General features: G+C 43.3%; 8 protein-coding genes. All 8 read left to right on the plus strand.

Annotated elements, in window-relative coordinates; all coding sequences use genetic code 11:
• Positions 1-54 precede the first annotated feature (54 nt).
• Positions 55-3594, plus strand: a complete 3540-nt coding sequence (gene rpoB, locus ACE1TI_RS18160) for a DNA-directed RNA polymerase subunit beta (protein ID WP_375008956.1) — start codon at positions 55-57, stop codon at positions 3592-3594.
• A 179-nt stretch (positions 3595-3773) separates the two neighbouring features.
• Entirely contained in the window at positions 3774-7391 is a 3618-nt protein-coding gene (gene rpoC / locus ACE1TI_RS18165) for a DNA-directed RNA polymerase subunit beta' (RefSeq protein WP_375008957.1), read from the plus strand.
• Between the two features lie 78 nt (positions 7392-7469).
• Positions 7470-7721 carry a 50S ribosomal protein L7ae-like protein gene (locus ACE1TI_RS18170; protein ID WP_375008958.1) on the plus strand — a complete coding sequence of 84 codons (252 nt, stop codon included), beginning with the start codon at positions 7470-7472 and terminating at the stop codon, positions 7719-7721.
• 111 nt (positions 7722-7832) lie between these two features.
• Entirely contained in the window at positions 7833-8246 is a 414-nt protein-coding gene (gene rpsL / locus ACE1TI_RS18175; RefSeq protein ID WP_091587322.1) for a 30S ribosomal protein S12, read from the plus strand.
• Positions 8247-8298: 52 nt separating this feature from the next.
• On the plus strand, positions 8299-8769 hold the full coding sequence (gene rpsG / locus ACE1TI_RS18180) for a 30S ribosomal protein S7 (protein ID WP_375008959.1): 471 nt from the start codon (positions 8299-8301) through the stop codon (positions 8767-8769).
• A 59-nt stretch (positions 8770-8828) separates the two neighbouring features.
• A complete protein-coding gene (gene fusA / locus ACE1TI_RS18185) occupies positions 8829-10907 on the plus strand; it encodes an elongation factor G (protein WP_375008960.1) in 2079 nt (692 codons plus the stop codon).
• A 120-nt stretch (positions 10908-11027) separates the two neighbouring features.
• Positions 11028-12218 (plus strand): elongation factor Tu, encoded by a 1191-nt coding sequence (gene tuf / locus ACE1TI_RS18190; protein WP_375008961.1) that lies wholly within the window; start codon positions 11028-11030, stop codon positions 12216-12218.
• A 127-nt stretch (positions 12219-12345) separates the two neighbouring features.
• On the plus strand, positions 12346-13024 hold a 679-nt coding region (locus tag ACE1TI_RS18195; protein WP_375008962.1), incomplete at its 3' end, for an IS91 family transposase.

The following is a 13024-nucleotide window of genomic DNA, read 5'->3' on the forward strand; positions in this document are numbered from 1 at the left end:
ACTGCCTGTCGAAAAGATAGGTGGACATTATGCGATATTTAAGGGGTGACTCAGTTGACAGGTCAACTTATTCAGTTTGGACGCCACCGCCACAGAAGAAGCTATGCAAGAATTAATGAAGTGTTAGATCTTCCAAACTTGATTGAAATTCAAACAGCTTCTTATCAATGGTTTCTTGATGAGGGTATTCGTGAGATGTTTCAGGATATTTCCCCCATCGAAGATTTCACGGGTAATTTGGTTCTTGAGTTTATTGACTACAGCCTTGGTGAGCCGAAGTATTCGATTGACGAATCCAAGGAAAGAGACGTTACGTATTCTGCACCTTTGCGAGTGAAAGTTCGTCTTATGAATAAGGAAACTGGTGAAGTGAAAGAGCAGGAAGTATTTATGGGTGACTTCCCTCTGATGACAGATACCGGTACATTTATTATTAATGGAGCAGAGCGAGTTATTGTATCTCAGCTTGTGCGTTCGCCTAGTGTTTATTTTAATAAAAAAACGGACAAGAACGGGAAAAAAGGATACACTGCTACAGTGATACCGAACCGGGGTGCATGGCTTGAGCTTGAAACCGATGCAAAAGACATCGTATATGTGCGAATAGACCGTACCAGAAAGCTTCCTGTTACGGTACTCTTGCGTGCGCTTGGATTCGGGTCTGATCAAGAGATCATTGATTTGCTTGGTGAAGATGAGTACTTACGCAATACATTGGAGAAAGATAACACCGACGGGACAGAAAAAGCCTTGCTCGAAATCTATGAGCGCCTTCGTCCAGGTGAGCCTCCAACTGTAGAAAGCGCAAAAAGCCTATTAGAAACGAGATTTTTTGACCCTAAACGTTATGACCTAGCAAACGTTGGGCGTTATAAGGTAAATAAAAAACTTCATATTAAAAACCGTCTTTTTAATCAGCGATTGGCTGAAACATTAGCAGATCCTGAAACAGGTGAAATTCTGGCCGAGGAAGGCGCTATTTTAGATAGAAGAACTCTTGATCGATTGCTTCCTTATTTGGAAAACAATCTTGGATTTAAACGTTACACAGTTTCCGGCGGAGTTGTAGAAGAAGCCGATCTGAATATGCAGTCAATTAAAATTTATCCGCCAGAAGAACAGGAAGAAGATAAAGTCATTAACGTAATTAGCAATGGAAACATTGAACGTGATGTCAAAAACATTATGCCGGAAGATATTATTTCGGCTATTAACTACTTCTTTAACCTGCTTCACAGTGTCGGCTTAACGGACGATATTGACCACTTAGGAAACCGTCGTCTTCGTTCCGTAGGTGAGTTATTACAAAATCAATTTAGAATAGGTCTCTCCCGTATGGAAAGAGTGGTACGGGAACGTATGTCTATTCAAGATCCAAGTGCGATCACTCCACAGGCTCTTATTAACATTCGTCCAGTGATCGCTTCTATTAAAGAGTTTTTCGGAAGCTCTCAGCTTTCCCAATTTATGGACCAGACGAACCCGCTTGCAGAACTTACACATAAACGGCGTTTGTCTGCACTAGGACCTGGTGGTTTGACCAGGGAGCGGGCTGGGTTTGAAGTGCGTGACGTTCACTATTCCCACTATGGAAGAATGTGTCCGATTGAAACACCAGAAGGACCTAACATTGGTCTTATTAACTCGCTTTCAAGTTATGCGAAAGTAAACGAATTTGGTTTTATCGAAACTGCCTATCGCCGTGTTGACCATGAAACGGGTCAGGTTACGGAGGAATGTGATTATTTAACTGCAGACGAAGAAGATAATTACGTTGTAGCCCAGGCAAACGCTAAGCTTAACGAAGATGGATCGTTTGCAGATGATAATATTATTGCCCGTTTTCGAGGAGAAAACACAATAGTACCGAAGGAAAAAATTGACTATATGGACGTATCTCCTAAGCAGGTTGTTTCTGCTGCTACAGCATGTATTCCTTTCTTGGAAAACGACGACTCCAATCGTGCGTTAATGGGAGCGAACATGCAGCGTCAGGCCGTGCCTTTGCTTGAACCTGAAGCTCCGCTTGTAGGTACAGGAATGGAATATGTTTCAGCTAGAGACTCCGGGGCAGCTATTGTAGCAAAAACCAAAGGTATTGTAGAGCGAGTGACAGCTCGTGAAATTTGGCTCCGTCGTATTGAAGACGTGGACGATAAAGAAGTAGAGACAGATATTGATAAATATAAGCTGTCAAAGTATATTCGCTCTAACCAGGGCACTAGCTATAACCAACGCCCGATCGTAAGTGAAGGGGACCGGGTCGAAAAAGGGGAAGTGCTAGGTGACGGCCCTTCAATGGATAAGGGTGAAATGGCACTTGGCCGGAATGTTCTGGTAGGCTTTATGACCTGGGATGGTTATAACTACGAAGACGCGATTATATTAAGTGAGCGTTTAGTGAAAGATGACGTTTATACTTCTGTCCACATTGAAGAATATGAATCAGAGGCAAGGGATACAAAGCTTGGACCGGAAGAAATCACACGTGATATTCCGAATGTTAGTGAAGAAGCGTTAAAGAATTTGGATGATCGCGGCATTATCCGTGTCGGTGCTGAAGTGAAAGATGGAGATATTCTGGTCGGTAAAGTAACACCAAAAGGGATGACTGAACTTACCGCTGAAGAACGCCTGCTTCATGCTATTTTTGGTGAAAAAGCCAGAGAAGTACGTGACACCTCATTAAGAGTGCCGCACGGCGCCGACGGTATCGTACTTGATGTGAAAATCTTTAACCGTGAGGACGGAGATGAACTCCCTCCTGGAGTAAATCAACTGGTCCGCGTTTATCTCGTACAGAAACGGAAGATTCATGAAGGAGATAAAATGGCTGGACGTCACGGGAACAAAGGTGTTATCTCCAGAATACTTCCAGAAGAAGATATGCCTTATCTTCCTGATGGAACACCTATTGAAATCATGTTAAACCCGCTCGGGGTTCCATCACGTATGAATATTGGCCAGGTTCTTGAGCTTCACTTAGGTATGGCTGCCCGTTCTCTAAACCTTCATATGGCCACGCCAGTATTTGACGGTGCTAGAGAAGAAGATGTTTGGGAGACTCTTGAAGAAGCAGGTATTGCTCGTGACGGTAAGACGGTTCTTTATGACGGCCGGACAGGAGAGCCTTTTGACAGCCGTGTTTCCGTGGGTGTTATGTATATGATTAAACTTGCTCACATGGTAGATGATAAGCTTCATGCCCGTTCTACTGGCCCATACTCTCTTGTTACGCAGCAGCCTCTTGGTGGTAAAGCTCAGTTTGGCGGCCAGCGTTTTGGTGAGATGGAGGTTTGGGCCCTGGAAGCGTATGGTGCAGCCTATACCCTTCAGGAAATACTGACAGTTAAATCTGATGATGTGGTTGGACGTGTAAAAACGTATGAATCAATCGTAAAAGGTGAAAATGTACCGGAACCGGGAGTTCCAGAGTCATTTAAAGTACTGATTAAAGAACTCCAAAGTCTTGGTATGGATGTTAAAATGCTGTCGAGTACGGAAGAAGAAATAGAAATGAAAGAACTCGATGACGAAGATGAGCAATCGAGTGATAAATTAAATTTAAAGATGGAGTCTACTGAAAACGCCTAAGAAGGTTAAAAGCACAGAGCACCATTACAAAGGTTACCCAAAATAACAAGTGCAGAAGGAACTTTTCTCTTATAAATGAAGAGAAGAGTTTCCGCTGCCTTGGTTAATTCTCAATTTTAAAACTTTCCCCCGTGCCTGTACTTTTTGCTACCCCAAAGTTCGAAAGGGAGGTTGACCCCTTGATTGATGTAAATAATTTTGAATACATGAAAATCGGTCTGGCTTCACCGGATAAAATCCGTTCTTGGTCCCGCGGAGAAGTCAAAAAGCCTGAAACAATTAATTACCGTACATTAAAACCGGAAAAAGACGGGCTATTTTGTGAAAGAATATTCGGCCCGACAAAAGATTGGGAATGTCATTGCGGGAAGTATAAAAGAGTGCGCTATAAAGGCGTGGTGTGCGATCGCTGCGGCGTGGAAGTGACCCGTGCAAAAGTTAGACGTGAACGTATGGGCCATATTGAATTAGCTGCGCCTGTTTCTCACATCTGGTATTTCAAAGGGATTCCAAGCCGTATGGGGCTTGTGCTGGATATGTCTCCGAGATCCCTTGAAGAAGTAATATATTTTGCTTCTTATGTAGTGACTGATACAGGGGAGACTCCACTAGAATATAAACAATTGCTTTCTGAAAAAGAATATCGTTCTTATTACGACAAATATGGGCGCGGTTTCTCAGCTAAAATGGGAGCAGAAGCAATTCGCAAGCTTTTACAAGATATTGATCTTGATAAAGAAGTGAAAATACTAAAAGATGAGTTAGAAACTGCTCAAGGGCAAAGAAGAACTCGTGCAATTAAACGCTTGGAAGTTCTGGAGTCCTTCCGTAATTCAGGAAACCACCCTTCTTGGATGATCTTAGATGTTCTTCCAGTTATACCTCCTGAATTGCGTCCTATGGTACAGCTTGACGGCGGACGGTTTGCAACTTCAGACTTAAATGACTTGTACCGTCGTGTTATAAATCGAAATAACCGGTTAAAAAGGCTTCTAGATTTAGGTGCGCCGAATATTATTGTTCAGAACGAGAAACGGATGCTGCAGGAAGCTGTAGATGCGCTGATCGACAACGGCCGCCGCGGCCGGCCTGTTACCGGTCCAGGAAACAGGCCGCTTAAATCACTTTCCCATATGCTAAAAGGGAAACAAGGTCGTTTTCGTCAAAACCTACTTGGTAAGCGTGTAGACTATTCAGGCCGTTCTGTTATCGTAGTGGGGCCGGCATTGAAAATGTATCAATGTGGTCTGCCAAAAGAAATGGCTTTAGAACTGTTTAAACCTTTTGTTATGAAAGAACTGGTCAGCAGAGGCCTGGCTCATAATATTAAAAGCGCCAAACGTAAGGTAGAACGCGTTCACCCGGAAGTATGGGATGTACTAGAAGAAGTTATTAAAGAGCACCCTGTTCTGCTTAACCGTGCACCGACATTGCACCGTCTTGGTATTCAGGCTTTTGAACCGACGCTTGTAGAAGGCAGAGCTGTTAAGCTTCACCCTCTTGTATGTACAGCTTACAATGCTGACTTTGACGGTGACCAAATGGCAGTTCACGTACCGCTTTCCGCAGAGGCTCAAGCTGAAGCACGGATTTTAATGCTGGCTGCTCAAAACATCTTAAATCCAAAAGACGGAAAACCAGTTGTAACCCCTTCTCAGGATATGGTTCTTGGTAACTATTACCTCACCTTAGAAAGGGCAGGAGCAGTAGGGGAAGGCTCCGTCTTCAAAGATCCTAATGAAGCATTAACTGCTTATCAGAATGGTTATGTGCACCTGCATAGCAGAGTGGCAATTCCTGTTGCATCTGTGGACAAAACAAACTTTACAGAGGATCAAAATAAAAAACTCCTTCTTACAACTGTAGGGAAGTTAATATTCAATGAGATCCTTCCTAAATCGTTTCCGTACGTCAATGAGCCTACAGCAACGAACCTAGAGGAAGAGATCCCTGAAAAATATATCGTTCCTATGACCGCTGATATTAAAAAAGAGTTTGAAAACAGGGAAACCGTTCCTCCATTTAAAAAAGGCTTTTTGGGAGATATTATCGCAGAAGTATTTAAAAACTTCCAGATTATCGAAACGTCCAAAATGCTTGACCGTATGAAAGATTTAGGATTTTACTATTCCACAAAAGCAGGAATTACGGTTGGTATCTCTGATATTGTTGTGCTAGGAGATAAGCAGGTAATTCTAGATGAAGCAGAAGAAAAAGTTGAGCGTGTAATGAAGCAGTTCCGCCGGGGTCTTATTACCGAGGAAGAACGCTACAACAAGGTTATTTCTATTTGGAGTGAAGCGAAAGACACCATCCAGGATAAGCTGATGGGAACACTCGATAAAACGAATCCTATTTTCATGATGAGTGACTCGGGAGCTCGTGGTAACGCCTCAAACTTTACGCAGCTTGCTGGTATGCGTGGTCTGATGGCGAACCCGTCAGGACGTATTATCGAACTCCCAATCAAGTCAAGCTTCCGTGAAGGTTTAACGGTCTTGGAATACTTTATTTCTACACACGGTGCCAGAAAAGGTCTTGCTGATACGGCTCTTAAAACAGCAGACTCAGGTTACCTGACCCGCCGTCTGGTTGACGTGGCTCAAGACGTTATCGTCCGTGAAGATGATTGTGGAACAGACAGAGGTCTTGATGTTCATGCGCTTCGTGAAGGAAACGAATTGATTGAAAATCTTCAAGACCGGCTCATTGGACGTGTGGCGTTTAAAACTGTCCGTCATCCAGAGACAAATGAAGTACTTGCTAAAAAAGGCGAGTTAATTAATGAAGATAAAGCGAAATTAATTGAAGAGGCAGGAGTAGAAGAGGTCACCATTCGTTCGGTGTTTACTTGTGATACGCGTCACGGTGTGTGTAAAAAATGTTATGGTAAAAACCTTGCTACCGGTTCTGACGTTGAAGTCGGGGAAGCCGTTGGTATCATTGCAGCTCAATCAATCGGTGAACCGGGAACGCAGCTTACAATGCGTACTTTCCATACTGGCGGTGTAGCAGGAGATGATATTACACAAGGTCTTCCGCGTATCCAGGAACTGTTTGAGGCACGTAATCCAAAAGGTCAAGCTGTAATCTCTGAACTAGCAGGAGAGGTAGTTGATATTAAAGAACTGCAGGATAAAAAAGAGATTACAGTGCAAGGGAACCTTGAATCCCGCAGTTACACAACCCAGTATGGAGCCCGCCTCAAAGTAGAGTTAGGTGAAAATGTTAAAGCAGGGCAGCCGCTCACCGAAGGTTCTATTGACCCTAAAGAACTTCTTAAGGTTACGGGACTGCATGCTGTTCAAGAATATCTGTTAAAAGAAGTTCAAAAGGTTTATAGAATGCAGGGGGTTGAAATTGGCGATAAACACGTAGAGGTTATGGTTCGTCAAATGCTTCGCAAAATCCGTGTGGCAGATTCTGGTAATACAGAAGTGTTGCCAGGAAGCCTGGTAGAAGTTCATCACTTTGACACGGCTAACGAAAAAGTCCTTGAAGAAGGCGGACAGCCGGCTGTTGGCAATCCCGTTATCCTTGGTATCACAAAAGCTTCTCTTGAGACGGATTCCTTCCTCTCAGCAGCATCTTTCCAAGAAACTACTCGAGTATTGACAGATGCGGCAATCAAAGGGAAGCGCGATGAGCTTGTCGGCTTGAAAGAAAATGTTATTATCGGTAAGCTGGTGCCTGCCGGAACAGGGATGCAGCGCTATAGATCCTTGGAAGTTGATATTCCAGAAGAGTCCTCCGAAGAAACAGTGGAGACTGGAGAAGAAGCTGTTCCTCATGAGTAAAAATAGTGTTGACATCTTTGGGTCACGGTGATATGCTATCAAAGTGTGCCTAACTCCCTGTGCTTTGGAGGATATAGAATGTCTTATGAAAAAGTATCACAGGCGGCTGATGTTTTAATAGGAACGAAGCAAACGTTAAAAGCTCTGGAGTCGAACTCCGTTCAAGCAATAGTAGTCGCTGATGATGCAGAGAACAGGGTTATTAATAAAGTCCTTCTCGCAGCAGAAGCAAAAGGAGTCCCGATTCACACAGTAGATTCCATGCGAAAACTTGGAAAAGCTTGTGGAATCGACGTTGGAGCAGCTGCGGTTGCCTTGAAAAAGCAATGACGTTTTTGCTGATAGGTTTATCCTATCGGCAAAAACTTTACTTTTGCTTTGAAGCGAACCACCTGGAACGGTGGTCTTAAAAAATAGCTTGAAGAAAGGAGGAAAAGCCGTATGCCTACTATCAATCAATTGGTTCGTAAGGGCCGTCAGGCAAAAGTGAAAGGTTCTGACTCTCCAGCTTTGAATAAAGGGTACAACAGTTATAGAAAAATACCAACTGATCAAGACTCTCCGCAAAAGCGTGGGGTATGTACTCGTGTTGGAACCATGACACCAAAGAAGCCGAACTCTGCTTTGCGGAAGTATGCCCGTGTTCGTTTGACTAACCAAATCGAAGTAACTGCTTATATTCCTGGTATCGGTCATAACTTGCAGGAACACAGTGTAGTGCTTATTCGCGGAGGACGTGTTAAGGACCTTCCTGGTGTGCGCTATCATATCGTCCGCGGTGCCCTTGATACTGCTGGTGTGCAGGATCGAAAACAAAGCCGCTCTAAATATGGTACTAAGCGTGGAAAGAAGTAAGTTTTTCTATTTAAACTCTGTTTATCCACTTAACTGAAAGGAGGGGTGACCCATGCCTCGTAAAGGACCTGTACCTCGTCGGGATGTATTGCCCGACCCTATATATAATTCAAAACTGGTTACTAGATTAATTAACCGCATTATGCTGAATGGAAAAAAAGGAAAAGCACAAAATATTCTTTATAAAGCATTTGACATTGTGCGTGAACGTTCAGGTCAAGACCCAATGGAAGTGTTTGACCAGGCGATGAAAAATGTTATGCCGGTACTTGAAGTTAAGGCACGCCGTGTGGGTGGTGCAAACTACCAGGTACCAATCGAAGTAAAACCAGACCGTCGTACTACTTTAGGATTGCGCTGGGTAGTGAGCTATGCTCGCCTTCGTGGTGAGAAAACAATGGAAGAACGTCTTGCGAATGAGATCCTTGATGCAGCCAATAATACTGGTGCAGCTGTGAAAAAGCGTGAGGATACGCATCGTATGGCAGAAGCCAACAAAGCATTCGCTCATTATCGCTGGTAAGACAATTTATTATATAACAATTAACTCTTAGGATAGAAGGAAAGGAGAAAAGAAAGTCCATGGCACGAGAATTCTCCTTAGAAAAAACTCGTAATATCGGTATCATGGCTCATATTGATGCCGGTAAGACTACAGCTACAGAGCGTATCCTATATTACACGGGCCGTATCCACAAAATTGGGGAAACACACGAAGGTGCTTCCCAAATGGACTGGATGGCTCAAGAACAGGAACGCGGTATTACGATTACTTCTGCTGCGACAACAGCACAATGGAAAGATCACCGCATTAATATTATTGACACTCCTGGACACGTCGATTTCACTGTAGAGGTGGAGCGTTCATTGCGTGTTTTGGACGGAGCGGTAGCGGTGCTTGATGCTCAGTCAGGGGTTGAACCTCAAACAGAAACGGTGTGGCGCCAGGCTACAACCTATCATGTACCACGTATTGTCTTTGTTAACAAAATGGACAAAGTAGGAGCTGACTTCATTTACTCCTTAGGGACTTTGAGTGACCGTCTTGGAGCAAATGCTGCTGCAGTTCAGCTACCGATCGGTGCAGAGGACAACTTCGAAGGAATCATCGACTTAGTAACAATGGAAGCTTATTACTACATGGATGACCTTGGAACACGTACTGAAGCACGTGAAATTCCAGACGAATACAAAGCACAAGCAGATGAATATCGTGAAAAACTAGTAGAAGCGGTATCAGAATTTGATGAAGACTTGATGATGAAGTACCTTGAAGGTGAAGATATTACAACGGATGAATTAAAAGCAGCGATCCGTAAAGGTACATTAAATGTTGAGTTCTATCCGGTTCTGTGCGGTTCTGCGTTTAAAAACAAAGGTGTTCAGTTGATGATCGATGCTGTGCTTGATTATCTCCCATCACCGTTGGATGTACCTCCAATTAAAGGGATATTGCCTGACAGTGATGAAGAAGTAGAGCGTAAAGCTGACGACAACGGACCGTTCTCTGCACTTGCTTTTAAAGTTGCAACAGATCCGTATGTTGGTAAGCTTACATTTTTCCGTGTATATTCTGGTAAACTTGAATCCGGTTCATATGTTCGCAACTCCACGAAGGAAAAACGTGAACGTGTTGGACGGATTCTTCAGATGCACGCTAACTCTAGAGAAGAAATTTCTACTGTTTACTCCGGGGATATCGCAGCCGGTGTCGGTTTAAAAGACACTGCTACAGGTGATACTCTTTGTGACGATAAGAATCGAGTAATTCTTGAATCTATGGAGTTCCCTGAGCCAGTTATTTCTTTATCAGTTGAGCCTAAGTCTAAAGCAGACCACGATAAAATGGGTATTGCATTAGCTAAGCTTGCTGAGGAAGACCCAACTTTCCAAACGGAAACAGATGAAGAAACGGGCCAAACCCTTATTAAAGGGATGGGTGAACTTCACTTAGATATTATTGTTGACCGTCTTAAGCGTGAATTCAAAGTAGAAGCTACTGTCGGTGCGCCGCAAGTTTCCTACCGTGAAACGATTCGTACTGCTGGGAAGTGCGAAGGAAAATTCGTTCGTCAATCCGGTGGACGCGGTCAATACGGGCACGTTTGGGTTGAATTTGAGCCAAACGAAGAAGGTGCTGGCTTTGAATTTGTAAACAAAATTGTCGGAGGGGTAGTACCTCGTGAATATGTACCATCTGTACAGCAAGGTATCGAAGAAGCTCTTCAAAATGGTTTGCTAGCTGGATATCCAATGATCGATGTGAAAGCTACTCTATTTGATGGCTCTTATCACGATGTTGACTCCAATGAAATGGCGTTTAAAGTAGCTGCGTCTATGGCACTTAAGAAAGCGAAGGACCTTTGTCAGCCTGTTCTTCTCGAACCGCTGATGAAAGTGGAAGTGGTTGTTCCTGAAGAGTACATGGGTGACGTAATGGGTGACATTACTTCCCGTCGCGGCCGTGTAGACGGAATGGAAGCTCGCGGTAATTCTCAAGCTATTAAAGCATTTGTTCCGCTGTCTGAAATGTTTGGGTATGCGACTAACCTTCGTTCTAACACTCAAGGACGCGGTAACTATACTATGTTCTTTGACCACTATGAAGAAGTGCCAAAGAATATCGCTGAAGAAATTATTAAGAAAAACAGCGGACAATAATTTCTCAGAAATGATTGTTAGTAAAAATTTTTTATTGTAAGCTAAGGAAGGTGACCCTCGTATAAGGCACACCTTTCTGGCTTCCATATAATTTACCTGTATTAAGGGAGGAAATTCATAATGGCGAAAGAAAAATTTGATCGTTCCAAAACACATGCCAACATTGGTACTATTGGCCACGTTGACCATGGAAAAACTACATTGACAGCTGCTATCACCACAGTTCTTCATAAAAAATCCGGTACAGGTGAAGCAATGGCATATGACGCTATTGACGGAGCTCCGGAAGAGCGTGAACGTGGTATCACAATTTCTACAGCACACGTAGAATATGAAACAGAGACTCGTCACTATGCACACGTTGACTGCCCAGGTCACGCGGACTATGTTAAAAACATGATCACTGGTGCAGCACAAATGGATGGAGCAATTCTTGTTGTATCTGCAGCTGACGGCCCAATGCCACAGACTCGTGAGCACATTTTGCTTTCCCGTCAAGTAGGTGTACCTTCCATCGTTGTATTCTTGAACAAAACAGATATGGTAGACGATGAAGAGCTACTTGAGCTTGTTGAAATGGAAGTTCGCGATCTTCTATCTGAATATGACTTCCCTGGTGACGATGTACCAATCGTTAAAGGTTCTGCGTTGAAAGCTATCGAAGGCGATGCTGACCATGAGCAAGCTATCCTTGACCTCATGCAAGCAGTAGACGATTACATCCCAACACCAGACCGTGACAAAGACAAACCTTTCATGATGCCAGTTGAGGACGTATTCTCCATCACTGGACGCGGTACCGTTGCTACTGGTCGTGTAGAACGCGGTGTCCTTAACGTTGGTGATGAAGTCGAAATCATCGGTATCGACGAAGATGCTAGAAAAACAACAGTTACTGGTGTTGAAATGTTCCGTAAGCTTTTAGACTATGCTGAAGCTGGGGACAACATTGGTGCGCTTCTCCGTGGTGTTAACCGTGAAGATATTAAACGCGGCCAAGTTCTTGCAAAGCCAGGAAGCATCACTCCACATACAAACTTTAAAGCAGAAGTTTATGTTCTTTCGAAAGAAGAAGGCGGACGTCACACTCCATTCTTCTCAAACTATCGCCCTCAGTTCTACTTCCGTACAACGGACGTAACTGGTGTAATCAATCTTCCAGAAGGCGTAGAAATGGTTATGCCTGGCGATAACGTAGAAATGACTGTTGAATTGATTTCTCCGATCGCTATCGAAGAAGGTACTAAGTTCTCCATCCGTGAAGGTGGACGTACAGTAGGTGCTGGCGTAGTTTCTACAATTGAAAAGTAATTAACAAAAAGCCCCATCATTTGACGGGGCTTTTTCATTGTTTAGGAAATTATATTTTTTTACGAGTTGTGGATAAATATACGGTAGAATTTAGTTATTCCATTTGTTCACGATGGGGGAGAGGCTTGTGGGAAAGCGAAAGAATCAAGGAGTGATAAAGAAAATGCTCAAGGATCATTTCGATGGTTTTTGGAGGCTCCATGAACGTCGTTTTCCTAAATCCCATCGGGCCGATGTAAAAGAGACAGAAGAAAAAGCTATAAAATGTGGAAGCCGAGATATAGGGTATGCTCGTTATGAGTGCTTGGGATGTGAAGGGAAGCCAACTCCTGTTTTTATTGGTTTCACTTGTAAAAGTCGTTTTTGTCATCGATGTGGAAAGAAATATACAGATGATTGGGCAAAAAAACAGGAAGAGATGATATTTAATGTTCCACACCGTCACATGGTGTTTACCGTTCCCAAAGAAATTCGGTCTGTATTTTTTCAAGACTTCAAGAAGTTAAATGAAATCAGTGAAGAGGTAGCTGATGTGTTTCGTTATTATTTTCATCACCGAAGCAAAAAGAGGGAATTCAAAGTAGGGGTTATTACGGTTATCCATACCTTTGGAAGAGATTTGAAATTCCATCCCCACATTCATGTGTTGGTAACCGAAGGGGCTATGGACTATCAAAAAGAATGGGTTCCAGTCGAATATATCTCTTATGAGTTTTTAAGAAAATCTTGGCAAAAACTGCTTATGGATAAAATGTTGGAATGGTTTCCGCACCATCCAAAAGTAAGGAAGATGGTGGACGATCTTT

The organism is Alteribacillus sp. JSM 102045 (assembly GCF_041949975.1).
GTDB lineage: Bacteria > Bacillota > Bacilli > Bacillales > Marinococcaceae > Alteribacillus.